This window comes from Bacillus sp. T33-2 (assembly GCF_002860205.1).
In the GTDB taxonomy this organism is placed as follows: domain Bacteria; phylum Bacillota; class Bacilli; order Bacillales; family Cytobacillaceae; genus T33-2.
On record NZ_PGVB01000021.1, the window covers coordinates 1 to 16666 of the forward strand.

The window sequence follows — 16666 nt, forward strand, 5'->3', positions numbered from 1 at the left end:
AAGTTCTAATCAACTTTAGGCATACTCAACTCCTGGAAAAGGTCGAATAGAAAAGTTCTAATCGACTTTAGGCATACTCAACTCCCAGATTGGGGCGAATAGTAAGGTTTAAATTTGAGCTCGTAAGGTGGTTTCGAACAGATCGGAATGTCGCCGAAGTCTCGTTTCGAACAGATCGAAACGCCTTCACAACATTTTTCGGAAGGTGGTTTCGAACAGGGAATGACGCCGAAGTCAGGTTTCGAACGGTTCGTACCGCCTTTGAAACGTTTTCGGTATGTCGTTTTGTACGGTTCAAAACTTTTCCAGAATGCGGTTTCGAAACATTCGGAGGGGCTCCGTAAACCACTTTCAAGCGGATCGGAATCTATTCGTGAAGTTAAGTTCTGGCAATTCGACTGGTGTTCCTAAGCCAGGTTGCGGACGATTCGGAAGGCCGTTTCGAACTGAACTCATACAGCAAACAGGACCGCAGGCAAGACGGTCCTGTTTTTGTCTATATGTGATTGCCGCGATGCCGTTCCCTGTATCTGAAAAACAGCCTCAGCAACGGGGGGACGGCGAAATAAATAAAAAATAGCCGGAATAGTTGATAACCAGTCACCATTGACAGATCTGCATTAACTTCATGGGCGAGGATTCCCATCTGGTCCATGCCGCCGGGAGCCAAGCTTAAAAAACTGGTCCCGGGGGATATACCGTAACGATGAACGAGGTACAGACTAAAGCATAATGAAGCGATGATCATTAACATGCCGCTTATGAGCGCTAGCGTGATGACTCTGGCCTTATGGTGCAGTTTTTCAGGTTTCAGCAATAATCCAATATAACCGCCAATCATAAACTGCGAAATATCCAATATATACGGGTGAAGGGCAGGGCCCTTGAGGTCTGCAATATTCAAAATCGCTGTGCCCAGTATAGGACCGAGCAGGAACGGAGTAGGAAACTTAAGTTTTTTGCCCAGGATGGCAAAAACGACGCAAATAACGGCAAAAACAATACCGTTAGGAAATAAGGAATCAATTTGCCCGCCTGGTGCCGAAGCGAACCGGGCACCGGGATTTACGCCGCCCAACAATGGGCCAAAAATAATAAATGGAACAAAGAAGACAATCATCAACAACCTCGCAACCTGGAGAAAAGTCACGGTTGTAATGTCGATCCCTTTTACTTCTTCGGCAAACAGGATCATTTGTGATAGGCCTCCAGGTATGCTTCCCGTCAAAACAGTCGGATAGTCCACCCCGGTAAGCCTGGATACAACAAAAGCGATCCCTGCACAGAAGGACACGATTAACACCGTCATAACCAGCATTGAAGGAAGCTTATGTACAATCTGGACAAGGGCATCTTGTGTGAACGAAAGCCCGATTGAATACCCTACAACTATAAGGCCTGTGTCCCGAATGCCAGGTGGCCAATAAAATTCAATCTTCCTGAAACGCGCAGTAATCAGTATAGCTGCCATCGGCCCAAGCAGCCAAGGAATCGGGGTTTGCAAAAAGCTGAACACTATTCCGCCGGCAAGTGCTGTCAGTAAAGCCGCCAAGAAACGTAACCATTTATTTTCCTTGTCAAGATGCTTGATATTCAATTTAAAAACCTTCTTTTATATTAGATAAAGCTGCCATTTTTTTGAAAATTAAAAAAGGAATGTAATCATCACACCAGGATAGGCTGGCCAGCAAAAAACAGTACTCTCCCTTCGGCAACTAGCGGACCAGGCCCAATTGTTTCAATCCGTTAAAAATACCGGAATCAGTGACTTCTGTGGTCCTGCGGTCTGCATATTGGAACAGGTCGGGATGTGCATTTCCCATCGCGAAACCTTCACCCGCATATTGGAGCATTTCTTTGTCATTCATTCCATCACCGAAAGCGATGGAGCTTTCTCTCGGAATGCCCAATCGCTCCAGCAGGAACTTCACGCCCACGCCTTTATTGACATTGTCCCTGATCACATCAAAGCAATGCTGCATGCCTTCGATATTGACCTGTGAGAAGTGGATGCCTTCTTTCATCTGATAAACGGAATGTCCATCTTTCCCAGTTGTGATGACCGTAATACCGAGAATGTCATCAATGACAGACTGGGTAAACAGATCATTTTTCCGCAAATGGAATTTGGCAAAAAATTCTTTCACTGCTGGTGAATCCATTGTCGTCACATAGTTTTTTTGGCTGGTGTATAGCACCACCTCGTGATTGCTTTCCTTTGCTACATCCAGAATGTACTGGACGCTATCACGCCCCATAGGCTCGTTGTAGATCGTCTTCCCTTTATAAATCGCCAGCGCTCCGTTATAGCCGATGAATGATTCTATCTGGAGCTCTTCGGCAATCTCAGAAATTTCATGGAGTGGCCGACCGGTTGCAAGCACTACCTCAATCCCTTTGTCGTGCATCTTTGAAACCGCGAGTTTAGTCGACTCTTCGATTGTATCGTCAGGCCTTAGTATGGTGCCGTCTATATCCAAAAACAAGATTCTGTATTTGTCCATTGCTGTTTTCTCCTTATCAGTTCTTCCTTTTATAGTGTTACATACCCAATGGGAAATTTCCAATGTTTAAAGCGATTAGTTTTTGGACCCGGCGGTTTTCTTTTTTTAGCATTGGATAAACAGTTATAATAAGAACATAATGAACGGTCCATACAAAAACAAGCGGGGGGTTCCGTAAATGAGTCTTGAATCACTTCTGGGCAGCCTGAAAGGCCGGAAACCTGATATATTGGGGCATGAAAATTTTATGAAGTTCTCGGTTCTGCTGCCTTTAATAGAAAAAAATAATGAAGTGCATGTCCTGTTTGAAGTAAGGGCACAAGGGTTACGAAGGCAGCCGGGTGAGATTTGTTTCCCAGGGGGGAGAATTGATGCGGGCGACCGGAACGAGCAAGAATGTGCAGTCCGTGAAACGTCAGAGGAACTCGGAATCCCGAAGTCAAAAATAAGCAATGTGGTTCCTCTCGATTATATAGTGTCAGCATTTGGAACGGTCATTTATCCATTTGCAGGCACAATCGACGAGCCAGATAAAATCAGGCCAAATGTCGATGAAGTCGGCGAAATTTTCACTGTGCCTCTCGATTATTTCCGTAAAAAAGCACCCGACCGGTATAAAATCAACTTCCAGGTTCACCCGGAGGAGGGCTTTCCATTTGACTTGATCATTGGCGGCGAAAACTATAACTGGCAAACCAGGCAAATGGATGAATACTTTTACCGATATGGCAATAAAGTAATTTGGGGATTGACCGCCCGGGTGCTAAGCCATTTCCTCGAATTGACTGACAGGGGGTAAACCGGCTGACAACAGCCGGGTTTTTTTATGGTGAAAAGGCGCACATAAATTTGTGCATTAGCCAAATAATACTTATACCGGATGAAAACGAATGCAATAAAGAATTGCAATATGATTGCCATGTTGCAAACATACACTAATATCATAACCCCATCTTATAGACAACTGGGGAATTCTCTTACATCAATGAGTACATAGGAGGATAAATAGTGGAAATATTAGGGATGGATATGGCAACCCTTATCAAGGTGATTGGGGTTGATCTTGTTCTCAGCGGTGACAATGCAATAGTGATTGCATTGGCAGCCAGGAATGTTCCGATAGAGCATCGAAAAAAAGCAATCTTCTGGGGAACGTTCGGGGCAATCATATTAAGATTGTTGTTTGCAGCTATCATTGTGTCTTTATTAAAGATACCATTAATCTCTGCAATCGGAGGACTTTTGCTTGTCCAAATTGCTTACAGGCTGCTTGCAGGAAAAGAAAAAGAGCACAAAGCCGGGGGGACGACTGTTGCATCAGCCGTCAGGACGATCATTATCGCAGATGCTGTGATGTCGCTCGATAACGTTTTGGCTTTGGCAGGTGTTGCACACGGATTCTTTCCAATCTTGGTTGGAATATTAATATCCATACCAATCATTGTGTGGGGCAGCCAGATCATTTTGAGAGCGATGGAACGATTTCCGCTCATCATTTTTGCCGGGGCTGGCTTATTAGCTTATACAGCCGGTGAAATGATTGTTGAAGATGAAAAAGTAAATGAGTTCCTGCATAGCGCAGCACCAAACATGGTCGACGCCATCCATATAGGACTGCCAATAGTATTGGTTATTCTCGTTGTCGGGATTGGTTATATAAAAAGAAGGCAAAATAACAAAGTCGAAGCTCCTGGTACTGCTTGAATCGGATACAGGCAAAAAGTAATCCCTTCTGCTTTGCTGCAGAAGGGATTTTTGCTTTTCGCGAAAGGATACTACCTATAGTAATAGGAGAAAAGTTTTATAAATTACCAATATTTACATCAATTTCACAAATAATTAATAATTTAGCGTTACATTAAAGCTAAGGTTTAAAAACAAGAATGAGGATGGGATTTTTCCATGAAAACAGCCATGAAATTGCATTTCCCCACCTTGGAAACTTCAGAAAATCTAATATTTTCCCACGTATTCCAACCGATTTTTTCACTGCAAAATAATAGGGTTTATGGTTATGAAAGCTTGCTGAGAGGTGATCATGTACAGAATCCTGAAATGCTGTTTGAGATGGCAGTACAGCAAAAAAAACTGTTTGATCTGGATATGGCTTCAATGATGCAAAGTATTTTCACCTATGATGAATTTGGGTTGCCAAAGCAGAAAGACCTTCATCTCACAGTTAATGTGTTTCCTTCAACATTATTGAATCCGTCTTTTCTTTGGAAGCTTGAAAAAGTAATGAGGAAGGTGGACATTCCACCTCAAAAAATAATGCTGGAACTGAATGAGTCAGAAACTGTGACTTACGTACACAAACTGCAGGAAATCATCCGGTATTTAAAAAAAGCGGGATTCATTATCGCGCTTGATGATCTTGGAAAAGGGCAATCCTCGTTACGGATTGCGCTGGAACTGGAACCAGATGCAGTGAAGCTTGACCGTTATTTCTGTGACGATTTGCAGAATTCCATCAAAAAACAGCGGTTTTTAAATTGGATTGCTTCGTACTTTAGGGAAGAAGGAGTATCTGTCACACTTGAAGGTATTGAAACAGAGTCACAATTGACGATAGCGAGGCAAACAGGAATTGACTTTGGACAGGGATATTTTCTCGGAAGACCGAAACCACTTATATAGAATGAAGGTGGAAGTATGCAAATTACAATTGGAGACATCGCGGAGGAAGCAACAACTATCACTCCTGCCACAAAGTGTGAGGACGTCTATACAATTTTCAAGGACAATTCTTCGATGGAAGGAATTGTCGTTTGCACCAATCAGCAGCCTGTCGGTTTAGTGATGAAGACCCAGTTTTATCAAAAGCTTTCTACTAAATATGGATTTGATCTTTTTATGAAACGAACAATAGACCTTGTGATGAATAGAGAGACACTGGTTGTGGATTATTCTGTTCCCGTCGCTGAAGCGAGCGCCCTGGCCATGCAGCGTAAGCAGGATAACCTCTATGACTATGTGATCGTCACCATGCGGGACCGGATTCATGGCATTGTCAGCATTAAAAATCTTCTGATGAAGCTCGCCGAGGTTCAGGTGAGCATCGCCAAGTATTCCAACCCGCTGACGGGTCTGCCGGGTAATTTTTTTATCGAAGAGACATTACAGGAAGTATTGGCCTATGAAAAATATAGTGTGCTGTATATTGATATTGATACATTTAAAGTTTTTAACGACACATACGGGTTTAAGGAAGGCGACGAATTAATAAGGGAAACAGCCAATATTGTCAGTGAAACAGTTTTAAAAAATTCTGTAAAATCCTCATTTGTTGGACATATTGGCGGCGACGATTTTATCGCTGTCATTCCCCATTATGAACATGAATGGATTTGCAAGACGATCATCACACGCTTTGATCAGATGGTACGGCGGTTTTACTCTGATGAAGAACTCCGAAAAGGTTACGTCCAGGCGATCAGCAGGCGGGGCAAGCTGGAGGAATTTCCGTTAGTAAGCATTTCGATTGCAGTCATCCAAAATAAAACACGTTCATATCTGTCGGTGAAGCATTTAAGCAAGGACGCCGCTAAACTGAAAAAAAGGTGCAAGGAGATTAAAAAAAGCGTTTATCTAACCCTTGATGACTCTTTGGAAGAGAGATATTCGTACATGTCGCCGAATGAATAATATTTTTAACACGGTGTACGCATCAAAAACACATTTGTTCACATATAAAGGAAAAAACTCTTGATTCTTTTCTGCTTTAGAGTGATAATAATAGCTACAATTTGCGTAACGAACAGGGGATGTAAAGCATGAAAGTGGTGAAGTTCGGCGGCTCATCTTTAGCGTCAGGGGAACAGATCAAAAAAGTCTATCAAATCGTAGCCTCGGATCCAGACCGAAAAATTGTCGTGGTGTCCGCACCCGGTAAACGGAACACTGAAGATGCCAAAGTCACAGATTTATTGATTGGCCTGGCCGAACGGGCATTACGGCACGAAAAAACAGAGAATGCTTTTGGGGAAGTAATTGAAAGATACTCTTCAATCGCAAAGGAGCTTAGCCTTTCACATGAAATCATTGATAAGATACACGATGATCTACTAGATGTGCTGAACGGGGATCGAACGAAGCCAGAGAAATTTATGGACATGGTGAAAGCGAGCGGTGAAGATAATCATGCCAAGCTGGTTGCAGCCTATTTTCGGAGCCGGGGTGCGGAAGCAGCTTATGTCCATCCGGGAGAGGCGGGGATGCTCGTGAGTGACGAGCCTGGAAATGCCCAGGTTTTACCTGAATCGTACGAAAAATTATTTTCCCTTAGAGAGCGGCCCGGCATAGTGATTTTCCCGGGATTTTTCGGTATCAATAGTGGCGGTGATGTCGTTACTTTTTCCCGAAGCGGTTCGGATATCACCGGTTCAATTTTGGCCAATGCAACAAAGGCCGAGGTATATGAAAATTTCACCGATGTTGATGCCGTTTATGCCGTGAATCCGAATATTGTACATAATCCAAAAGAAATCCGCGAGCTGACGTACCGCGAAATGAGGGAGCTGTCCTATGCCGGATTCTCTGTTTTTCATGAGGAAGCGCTCATACCTGCCTTCCGGGCGGGAATCCCCGTGAATGTAAAAAACACCAATAACCCAAATGCTCCCGGGACGAGAATTGTCAATGAACGCTCCAGCACGAATGGCCCTGCGATCGGGATCGCCAGCGACCAGGGATTTTGCAGCATCTATGTAAGCAAATATTTGATGAACCGGGAAATCGGATTCGGGAGGAAGCTGCTTCATATTTTAGAGGAAACAGGGCTCTCCTATGAGCACACCCCGTCAGGGATTGATGATATATCTGTCATTTTGCGGCAGAACCAGCTTGACGCCAAGGTAGAAGAATTGGTTTTAAAAAGGATCAGTGAGGAACTTGACGCAGATGAAGTCAAGATAGAATATAATCTGGCACTGATCATGGTAGTGGGCGAGGGGATGCGCCACAATATCGGGACCATGGCACGGGCTTCAAAAGCGCTTGCACGGGCAAAAGTGAATATAGAAATGATCAACCAGGGTTCTTCAGAGGTAAGCATGATGTTCGGTGTCAAAGAAGATGACGAGATGCGGGCCGTCCGGGCATTCTATGAAGAATTCTTCATAGAATCCTGACCGGTACTTGTTTTTAATGAAACTATAACGGGAGAATAGTAGGACGACTTTGGCATTGCCCGGCGCGGGCAGTGCCATTTTTTTATTGTTGGCAAGGTCTAAACTACCATATTTTTAGTAATTTCACTGATTCTAGTAGAAGTTGACAGTTATTTGTGTCATAATATTACAATAATTATCAATATTCACACAAGGAGGCATTTGGGGGTGAAGCTATACATATCAGTTGACATGGAGGGAATAACAGGGCTGGTTGACCATACCCAAGTGGATTCTTCCAAACATAATTACGAGACAGGCCGGACCATCATGACGGCAGAGACGAACTATGTCATCGAATCAGCCTTTGGGAATGGCTGTACAGAAGTAATCGTAAACGACAGCCATTCGAAAATGAATAACTTGATTATTGAGTTCCTTCATCCAGAGACCCAGCTGATTACCGGAGATGTGAAGCCATTATCCATGGTACAGGGGCTTGATGATACTTTTGCAGGTGCCGTATTTGTCGGATACCATGCGCGCGCCTCGATGAAGGGTGTGATGTCCCACTCAATGATTTTTGGCGTGCGCCATATGTACATAAACGATGTCGCTGTAGGTGAACTGGGATTCAATGCCTATGTTGCCGGCCATTATGGGGTTCCTGTCATAATGGTTGCCGGCGATGACCAGGCAGCCTATGAGGCTGAAGAGCTTATCCCCAATGTCACAACCGCAGTGGTAAAAAAATCGATTTCCCGGTCGGCAGCCTTATCGTTGACCCCAGATAAAGCTGGGAAACTGTTAAGCGAAAAGACAGCAAATGCGATAGAAAACCGGCATCTTGTGAAACCGCTCGTTCCCCCCGAAAAGCCTCTTTTAAGAATCGAGTTTGCCAACTACGGACAAGCCGAGTGGGCGAATTTAATGCCCGGAACAGAAATTGAAGAAGGGACCACGATTGTGCGTTTCCAGGCGAAGGACATCCTTGAAGCCTATCAGGCGATGCTTGTGATGACTGAACTTGCAATGAGAACTTCATTTTGTTAGGACGTGTGGACAATGCTTCTGTATTTGTTAAAAAGGCTCATTGCAATGGTTATCACGCTCTGGGTCATTATCACCCTTACATTTTTCTTAATGCACTCCATTCCGGGCTCACCATTTAATGAGGAAAGGGCAACGAGTGAGGCAGTCCAGAAAAATCTTGAGGCCTACTACCACCTTGATGAGCCACTGTTTGTCCAGTACTTGCAGTATTTAAAATCGGTCATCACCTTTGATTTCGGACCGTCGATAAAAAAATCCTCACAAACTGTGAACGAATTGCTTGGAAGGGGGTTCCCGGTCTCATTTGAGCTGGGTATGGTCACCCTCATTGTCGCGGTTTTTTCCGGTATCACCCTCGGCATCATTGCCGCCCTTCGCCATAATGGCTTTATCGATTATCTTGCAATGACCATAGCGGTTCTCGGGATTTCGATTCCAAACTTTGTCATGGCCACACTTTTGATCCAGCAGGTGGCCGTCAACTGGGGAATACTCCCTGTCGCAACCTGGGCGAGCCCAAAACATATGATCCTGCCCACCCTGGCCCTTGCAACAGGGCCGATGGCCATTATTGCCCGGCTTACACGGTCTAGCATGCTGGAGGTACTGACCCAGGACTATATCCGGACTGCCAAGGCAAAGGGTCTTTCCCCGGCAAAAGTTGTCCTGAAGCATGCGCTGAAAAATGCGCTGCTTCCCGTCGTCACTATTTTAGGGGCTCTGGCAGCGAGCATCCTGACAGGGACGTTTGTCATTGAAAAAATATTTGCCATCCCCGGCATGGGCAAATACTTTGTCGAAAGCATCAACCAGCGTGACTACCCTGTCATTATGGGCACCACTGTCTTTTACAGCACTGTCCTGATCGCCATGCTTTTCCTGGTCGATGTGGCTTATGGCATGTTGGACCCGCGCATCAAGCTTCATAAAAAGGAGGGAAGGTAGTGGCTTTACGTAAACTTAACGACTCCCATGCTGTTTATGACATTCCCGATGAATGGTTTACGCCAAAAGCAAAAGACCTGAAGGAAGCGGAATCGGTAGTCAGGCCAAGCCTGTCTTACTGGCAGGATGCCTGGCGGCGCCTATTAAAAAATAAACTGGCGATGCTCGGTTTGCTGTTTTTAACCTTCCTGGCTGTTATGGCAGTGTTTGGACCTATGATGTCACAGCATTCGGTCGAAAAGCAATCACTCCTGCGGCAGAACCTTCCTCCATCCAGTGAGCACTGGTTCGGTACGGATGAACTTGGGCGGGATGTTTTCACAAGGACATGGTTTGGGGCGCGGATTTCCCTTTTTGTCGGAATTATGGCGGCGTTGATCGACTTTACAATTGGTGTCATTTATGGAGGCATTTCCGGTTACAAAGGCGGCCGAACTGACAATATCATGATGCGGATTGCGGAAATTTTATACGGGCTTCCGTATTTGCTTGTCGTCATCTTGATCAGCGTTGTCATGGGGCCAAGCCTGGCGACGATCATTGTAGCATTGTCGGTCACAGGCTGGATCGGGATGGCAAGGATCGTGCGGGGGCAGGTGCTTCAAATAAAAAACTATGAATTTGTGCTCGCATCCAAGACATTCGGCACGAAGACTCGAAGGATTATCAGGAAAAACCTGCTTCCGAATACAATGGGTCCGATCATTGTGCAGATGACTCTGACTGTGCCGTCAGCAATTTTTGCCGAAGCCTTTTTGAGCTTCCTTGGGCTAGGTATCCAGCCGCCATTTGCCAGCTGGGGGTCAATGGCAAGTGACGCCCTGCCGGTGATCCTGTCAGGACATTGGTGGCGATTATTCTTCCCGGCACTTTTCATTTCCCTCACGATGTTTTCTTTTAACGTATTAGGCGACGGGCTGCAGGATGCACTGGATCCGAAGCTGAGGAGGTAAGCAACATGGAAAAAGTACTTGAAATCAATGAGCTCCATGTCTCTTTTACCACATATGGAGGTGAAGTAAAAGCAGTCCGGGGTGTAAACTTCGACCTGTATAAAGGGGAGACACTGGCCATTGTCGGTGAATCAGGGTGCGGGAAAAGCGTGACATCCCAAACCATCATGCGCCTGATTCCAAATCCTCCCGGTAAAATAACAAATGGCTCCATTCTTTTCAAAGGAAGGGATCTGACCAAATTAAAAGAGCCGAAAATGAGGAAGATCCGCGGCAAAGACATTTCAATGATCTTCCAGGATCCGATGACAGCGCTCAATCCTACACTTACTGTCGGCGACCAGATCATCGAGGGAATTTTGCAGCACATGAACATGTCCAGGGCCCAGGCAAAAAATATTGCCCTTGAAATGCTGGATTTAGTGGGAATTCCTAGTCCAAGGCTGCGGCTTAAACAATATCCTCACGAGTTCAGCGGCGGGATGCGCCAGCGGATTGTTATCGCGATGGCACTTGTTTGCCAGCCGGAGGTGTTGATTGCTGATGAACCAACGACAGCGCTCGATGTAACGATCCAGGCGCAAATTCTCGACTTGTTCAGGGATATTCAAAAGAAAACAAGTGTTTCAATCATTTTGATTACCCATGATCTTGGGGTCGTCGCGCAGGTAGCAGACAGAATTGCTGTCATGTACGCCGGTAAAATCGTAGAAACCGGGACAAGGAGGGAAATTTTTTATAAGCCACAGCATCCTTATACTCAAGGATTATTGAATTCTGTGCCGCGGTTGGATGTCGAGGGAGCGCCACTGATCCCTATTGCCGGCTCACCGCCGGATTTATTCTCGCCTCCGGGTGGATGCCCGTTCTCACCCCGCTGCCAATTTACCATGGAAGTGTGCGACAGGATTTATCCATACGAGACCCGGTTAAGCACCGGTCACCATGTCGATTGCTGGCTCCAGGACGAACGTGCTCAGAAAATGTTGGCCGCACAAAAGTAGCTGACATTTGTAACTTTCCCTGTTTGGCTGAAAGTTGACGGCCAACCCTGCACAAAAAAATACAAATCTGTAATTTCTGCCTGTTTGGCTGAAAGTTGCCGGCAAGACAGGCAGTCCAATAAAAATCAGGTAAGAATAGAGGGGGAAACGAGATGAAAAAGCTTTTGACAATGCTGATGGCAACGATGCTAGTATTTGCCCTTGCCGCCTGTACCGCTAATGAGAATGCAGGCAACGAAGCAGATGGAAAGGATTCCGGCAACAAAGACAAAGGCGGGGAAAAGGTCCTTTACCTGAACAATGGGTCGGAACCAACCTCCTTCGATCCTCCAATCGGATTTGATTCTGTTTCCTGGAATGCGCTGAACAACCTGATGGAAGGGCTGACCCGCTTAAGTCCCGAGCATGAGGCAGAATCGGCGACTGCTGAAAGCTGGGATGTTTCTGATGATGGGAAAACCTATACCTTCCATATTCGAAAAGATGCAAAGTGGTCAAATGGAGATGATGTCACAGCAGGTGATTTTGAGTTTGCCTGGAAGCGGATGTTAGACCCTGCGACCGGTTCTTCCGCAGCATTTTTAGGCTATTTTATTGAAGGAGCAGAAGCATTCAACAGCGGTACAGGAACTGCGGACCAGGTTAAAGCGAGAGCAGTTGACGACAAAACGTTTGAAGTAACTTTGACAAGCCCGCAGGCTTACTTTTTGAACGTCATCGCCAACCCTTGTTTCTTCCCGATCAACGAAAAAGTGGCGACAGAGAATCCTGAATGGTTTGCAGAAGCTGAATCGTTTGTCGGCAACGGCCCGTTCAATCTGACCGTCTGGGACCATGACAGCAAGTTTGTCATGGAAAAGAATGATCAGTACTGGGATGCAAAAAATGTGAAGCTGGATAAAATAGACTGGGCGATTATCGATGACACAAACACAGAGTATCAAATGTTCCAGACAGGAAAGCTAGATTCATCTGACGTTCCGGCTGAAATGAGTGACCAATTGTTCAAAGAAGGCAAGGTAAAGGTACAGGACCAGGCCGGTACCTACTTCTATCGTTTTAACGTAAACATGGAGCCGTTTCAAAATGCCAACATCCGTAAAGCATTTGCGCTTGCAGTGGATCAGAAGCAAATTGTCGATTTTGTGACGAAAAGCAAGGAAAAACCGGCTTATGGCTTTGTGTCCTACGGTTTTAAAGATCCGTCCGGAAAAGACTTCCGTGAAAAGAACGGCAATTTCAACAAAACAAATCTTGATGAAGCTAAAGCATTGTTGAAAAAGGGAATGGAAGAGGAAGGCTATGACAAGCTTCCGGAAGTGACGCTGACTTACAGTACCGATGATGTTCACAAGAAAATCGCCGAAGCACTCCAGCAGATGTTCAAAGAAAACCTGGGTGTGGACGTGAAACTGGCAAATATGGAATTGAACGTGTTTGCATCAGAACAAAAGGCTTTGAAATTCCAGCTGTCCCGCAGTTCTTTCCTTGCAGACTACGCAGACCCGATCAACTTCCTGGAGAACTTCCAGACTGGACATTCGATGAACCGTACAGGCTGGAGCAACGCGAAATACGACCAGCTGATTAAAGATGCCAAGAACGAAGCGGATGAGAAAAAACGCTTCGACATGATGTATGAAGCAGAGAAAATCCTGTTTGAAGAAGCTCCAATATTCACAATCCACTTCTATAACCATGTATTTTTACAAAATAAAGATGTAACAGGGATCGTCCGCCATCCTGTAGGCTATCACGAGTTAAAATGGGCAGATAAGAAGTAACAGAATCAGAGGGGGTGTTCAACCGAACATCCCTTTTTTCTCAACTGAGCGGGATTAAAATGGTTTGGCTAATCTAATTGAGTTTCCTGCTAATAATTATGGAATACTGGCTAATAAATATCGATTCTTGGCTAATAAACATACAAATCCGGCTAATAAATATAGCATTCCGGCTAATAAATAAATTAGCTGAAAAATCGAAATCAGAACATTACCATAATAAATTACAATTGACTAATAAAAATAAACACAGGCTAATAAACTTAGCGGATATCCAACACTAATATTCTTTAAATCTTAAAGACTATTGATATTGACCTTTTCTATCAAAATTTTCATATAAAAAAGGATGATAATATGAATATCAAACCTAATCGCCTCAAAAAAGGTGACATTGTCGGGATTATAGCCCCCGCGAGCCCGCCAAACCAGGAGAATCTTAAACGGTCACTTCATTTTCTTCAAGAATTAGGTCTCAAGGTCAAACTGGGCCGCCATGTTCAGAAGGAATATGGATATCTTGCCGGAAACGATGAAGAAAGATTGGAAGATTTACATAATATGTTCCTTGATGACGCAGTGAACGCGGTCATTTGCGCCGGGGGCGGCTACGGAACTGGACGAATTGCATCTGCGATTGATTATGGTCTAATCAAGAATAACCCGAAGATTTTCTGGGGTTACAGTGATATTACGTTTTTACATACAGCTTTTCTGCAAAAAGCCGGCATTGTCACGTTTCATGGGCCGATGCTTGCGTCGGATCTGGGAAAGGAGGATGCCGACCCCATTTCGAAACGGCTGCTGCAGCAGTTATTTGAGCCACAACAAATGATCTATACCGAAAAATACTCTCCACTCGAAGTGCTTGTTGATGGAAATGCATCCGGCCAGCTCGCCGGCGGGAACCTGTCCCTGCTCGTTTCCACAATTGGAACACCATTTGAAATCGACACCAGGGGAAAATTGCTTCTGATTGAAGACATTAATGAGGAACCACGTTCAGTAGACCGGATGCTCAACCATCTGTACATGGCAGGAAAGCTCGATGACGCAGCCGGCATTGTCATTGGTGATTTCAATAATTGCGTTGCCCAAAGGGAGCAATCATTAACGCTGGATGATGCGATAAATCATTACATCGAATTGGCCGCAAAGCCTGCGTTAAAAGGTTTCAAAATCGGCCACTGTTCACCCCATGTTTCTGTCCCGTTAGGAGTGAATGCCACACTTGATACAAATAAAAAACAGCTGATTGTCGAAGCCGGCGTTCAGTAGAAGGATGCTTGATGATGATTATCGAAAAAATAGAAAGCTGCCGGGTCGCCGTCCCGCTAAATAAGCCATTTAAGACCGCATTAAGGACAGTGACTGTGGCCGAAGCGGTCATTGTAAAAATCACTTGCGACAATGGGATCACAGGCTGGGGGGAAGCGCCCCCTACCCATATCATTACCGGGGACAGCCTGGGCAGCATTGAAGCAGTCATCCAGGGGGTTCTCAAACCTTTTTTGCTGAAAAAAAACCTTCTTGATTACGAATCTGTTTTCCACGGTATGCACATGGTCCTTGTTGGCAATCCAAGCCCGAAAGCCGCGGTCGATATGGCAGTGTATGATTGCCTCGCCCAATATTCCCGGCTTCCGCTTTATCAATATTTGGGCGGCTACAAAAACCGGATTGAAACCGATTTTACCGTCAGCGTCAATAGCCCCGAAGAAATGGGTGAAGATGCAGTTTCATACGTTACAAACGGTTTCAATGTACTTAAGGTCAAAGTCGGCAAAGATGACATTTTTACAGATATTGAAAGAATTCAGGAAATCAGAAAGCGTGTTGGGAACAATATTAAAGTCAGACTTGATGCCAACCAGGGCTGGACTGCCAAGGATGCCATCCGGGCAATCAGGAAAATGGAAGACAGCGGCCTTCATATCGAGCTTGTTGAACAGCCGGTGCATGCCGATGACATTGAAGGTCTTAAACAAGTAACAGACTCAGTGGACACATTAATCATGGCCGATGAGAGCGTTTTTACCCCAAAACAGGCATTTGAAGTAGTGCAAACGAGAAGTGCCGATTTGATCAACATCAAGCTCATGAAGTCTGGAGGAATCTACCAGGCACAGACAATCAGCCAGCTTGCCCAGGTCGCAGGGGTGGAATGCATGGTCGGAAGCATGATAGAGACCCGGCTGGGAATTACTGCTGCTGCTCATTTTGCGGCAAGCAAGAAAAACATCACCAGGTTTGATTTTGACGCTCCCTTAATGCTTGCAAAGGATATCGTCCGAGGTGGCATCGTTTATACCGGCAGGGAGATCGCTTTCCCGAAAGCACCGGGGTTAGGCATTGAGAGTGTCGAAACTAAAGGAGGGATTCCTGATGGAAAGTAACAATATCTGGCTAGTAAATGTACCGGTCGCAACCGTCTGGACATCTTATGATTCACCAAGACAATTAGATGAGCCTGCAATAACGAATCCGGCCGATATGGAAGCCTGGCTTAAAGGAATGACACATGAGGCGCAGCTTGGTCTTTGTAATGATAATCTTGTCCAGACGCAGGTGCTCTTTGGCCAGCCATTGTTAATCATAGATGAAAAAGATGACTGGGCCAAAGTACTGATTCCCGGGCAGCCTTCTTCAAAGGATGAAAGAGGCTACCCCGGATGGCTGCCAAAAATCCAGCTTTTACAGCAATCAGAATGGTATGTGAAAGAAGGTCCTGTTGCTGTCGTCACATCCACAAAGGCGGAATTATACCATGAAGATGACAAGCTTATGCTGGAATTGAGCTTTTTGACAGCCCTGCCTGTCATCGAAGAGCTGGATGATCAGGTTAGAGTGAAAATACCATCTGGAACAGGCCGTTTAAAAATGAAAGACATAACCGTTTATCCTTCTCCAAATATTCGTAAAGGCGATGGCGCTGATATTGTCTCTGCAGGCGAGAAATTCATTGGCCTCCCGTATCTGTGGGGTGGAATGAGCAGCTTCGGCTATGATTGTTCAGGATTCAGCCATTCAATGTACAAGGCGAATGGTTGTACTATCCCAAGGGATGCCCATGATCAGGCCCAGGCTGGAAAGGAAGTTGACCTAAACAGTCTGAAACCCGGAGATTTGCTGTTTTTCGCCTATAAAGAAGGAAAAGGCCGGATCCACCATGTTGCAATCTATTATGGCAACGGTAAAATGCTTCATTCTCCAAACACGGGAAAAACGATAGAAATTATCAGCCTCGAAGGTACGATTTATGAAAAAGAACTTTGTGCAGCAAGGAGATACTGGCAAGATGCGGAGGAGTAACGG

15 protein-coding genes are annotated in these 16666 nt (G+C 45.2%); 13 read left to right on the plus strand and 2 right to left on the minus strand.

All coding sequences use genetic code 11. The annotated features are described in order from the left end of the window. Positions 1–496: 496 nt before the first annotated feature. Positions 497–1597 carry an AbrB family transcriptional regulator gene (locus CVD19_RS14485; RefSeq protein WP_257985145.1) on the minus strand — a complete coding sequence of 367 codons (1101 nt, stop codon included), beginning with the start codon at positions 1595–1597 and terminating at the stop codon, positions 497–499. 118 nt (positions 1598–1715) lie between these two features. Next, a complete protein-coding gene (locus CVD19_RS14490) occupies positions 1716–2504 on the minus strand; it encodes an HAD family hydrolase (RefSeq protein WP_101582545.1) in 789 nt (262 codons plus the stop codon). A 178-nt stretch (positions 2505–2682) separates the two neighbouring features. On the opposite strand from CVD19_RS14490, the gene CVD19_RS14495 reads away from it, so the two are divergent. From CVD19_RS14495 to CVD19_RS14555, 13 genes are all read left to right on the plus strand, one after another. Next, complete coding sequence (locus CVD19_RS14495; RefSeq protein ID WP_101582546.1) at positions 2683–3303, plus strand: NUDIX hydrolase; 621 nt, start codon at positions 2683–2685, stop codon at positions 3301–3303. Positions 3304–3509: 206 nt separating this feature from the next. Then, positions 3510–4208, plus strand: coding sequence for a TerC family protein (locus CVD19_RS14500; RefSeq protein WP_101582547.1), 699 nt, complete (start codon positions 3510–3512; stop codon positions 4206–4208). A 210-nt stretch (positions 4209–4418) separates the two neighbouring features. Further along, positions 4419–5141, plus strand: a complete 723-nt coding sequence (locus CVD19_RS14505; protein ID WP_257985156.1) for an EAL domain-containing protein — start codon at positions 4419–4421, stop codon at positions 5139–5141. 15 nt (positions 5142–5156) lie between these two features. After that, entirely contained in the window at positions 5157–6149 is a 993-nt protein-coding gene (locus CVD19_RS14510) for a GGDEF domain-containing protein (protein WP_101582549.1), read from the plus strand. Positions 6150–6277: 128 nt separating this feature from the next. Next, positions 6278–7633, plus strand: a complete 1356-nt coding sequence (locus CVD19_RS14515) for an aspartate kinase (protein ID WP_101582550.1) — start codon at positions 6278–6280, stop codon at positions 7631–7633. 207 nt (positions 7634–7840) lie between these two features. Then, positions 7841–8665, plus strand: coding sequence for a M55 family metallopeptidase (locus CVD19_RS14520; RefSeq protein ID WP_101582551.1), 825 nt, complete (start codon positions 7841–7843; stop codon positions 8663–8665). A gap of 12 nt (positions 8666–8677) precedes the next feature. Next, on the plus strand, positions 8678–9610 hold the full coding sequence (locus CVD19_RS14525) for an ABC transporter permease (RefSeq protein WP_101582552.1): 933 nt from the start codon (positions 8678–8680) through the stop codon (positions 9608–9610). Beyond that, positions 9610–10563 (plus strand): ABC transporter permease, encoded by a 954-nt coding sequence (locus CVD19_RS14530; protein ID WP_101582553.1) that lies wholly within the window; start codon positions 9610–9612, stop codon positions 10561–10563. Before CVD19_RS14525 ends, CVD19_RS14530 begins: the two co-directional genes overlap by 1 nt. 5 nt (positions 10564–10568) lie before the next feature. Continuing rightward, on the plus strand, positions 10569–11567 hold the full coding sequence (locus tag CVD19_RS14535; protein ID WP_101582554.1) for an ABC transporter ATP-binding protein: 999 nt from the start codon (positions 10569–10571) through the stop codon (positions 11565–11567). A 152-nt stretch (positions 11568–11719) separates the two neighbouring features. Continuing rightward, positions 11720–13351: a peptide ABC transporter substrate-binding protein gene (locus CVD19_RS14540; protein WP_101582555.1), complete on the plus strand. Its 1632-nt coding sequence runs from the start codon at positions 11720–11722 to the stop codon at positions 13349–13351. A 357-nt stretch (positions 13352–13708) separates the two neighbouring features. Beyond that, a complete protein-coding gene (locus CVD19_RS14545; protein WP_101582556.1) occupies positions 13709–14629 on the plus strand; it encodes a S66 peptidase family protein in 921 nt (306 codons plus the stop codon). Positions 14630–14643: 14 nt separating this feature from the next. Then, positions 14644–15747, plus strand: coding sequence for a dipeptide epimerase (locus tag CVD19_RS14550; protein ID WP_101582845.1), 1104 nt, complete (start codon positions 14644–14646; stop codon positions 15745–15747). Next, a complete protein-coding gene (locus CVD19_RS14555) occupies positions 15737–16663 on the plus strand; it encodes a C40 family peptidase (protein ID WP_101582557.1) in 927 nt (308 codons plus the stop codon). The genes CVD19_RS14550 and CVD19_RS14555 overlap by 11 nt, the downstream gene beginning before the upstream one ends. The last annotated feature ends 3 nt before the right edge of the window (positions 16664–16666 follow it).

What these genes read in the sequence shown, in the direction of transcription:
- CVD19_RS14555 (WP_101582557.1), top strand. Translation starts at nt 15,737, where the DNA reads ATGGAAAGTAACAATATCTGGCTAGTAAATGTACCGGTCGCAACCGTC.
- CVD19_RS14550 (WP_101582845.1), top strand. Translation starts at nt 14,644, where the DNA reads ATGATTATCGAAAAAATAGAAAGCTGCCGGGTCGCCGTCCCGCTAAAT.
- CVD19_RS14540 (WP_101582555.1), top strand. Translation starts at nt 11,720, where the DNA reads ATGAAAAAGCTTTTGACAATGCTGATGGCAACGATGCTAGTATTTGCC.
- CVD19_RS14490 (WP_101582545.1), bottom strand. Translation starts at nt 2,504, where the DNA reads ATGGACAAATACAGAATCTTGTTTTTGGATATAGACGGCACCATACTA.
- CVD19_RS14495 (WP_101582546.1), top strand. Translation starts at nt 2,683, where the DNA reads ATGAGTCTTGAATCACTTCTGGGCAGCCTGAAAGGCCGGAAACCTGAT.
- CVD19_RS14535 (WP_101582554.1), top strand. Translation starts at nt 10,569, where the DNA reads ATGGAAAAAGTACTTGAAATCAATGAGCTCCATGTCTCTTTTACCACA.
- CVD19_RS14525 (WP_101582552.1), top strand. Translation starts at nt 8,678, where the DNA reads ATGCTTCTGTATTTGTTAAAAAGGCTCATTGCAATGGTTATCACGCTC.
- CVD19_RS14505 (WP_257985156.1), top strand. Translation starts at nt 4,419, where the DNA reads ATGAAATTGCATTTCCCCACCTTGGAAACTTCAGAAAATCTAATATTT.
- CVD19_RS14545 (WP_101582556.1), top strand. Translation starts at nt 13,709, where the DNA reads ATGAATATCAAACCTAATCGCCTCAAAAAAGGTGACATTGTCGGGATT.
- CVD19_RS14510 (WP_101582549.1), top strand. Translation starts at nt 5,157, where the DNA reads ATGCAAATTACAATTGGAGACATCGCGGAGGAAGCAACAACTATCACT.
- CVD19_RS14515 (WP_101582550.1), top strand. Translation starts at nt 6,278, where the DNA reads ATGAAAGTGGTGAAGTTCGGCGGCTCATCTTTAGCGTCAGGGGAACAG.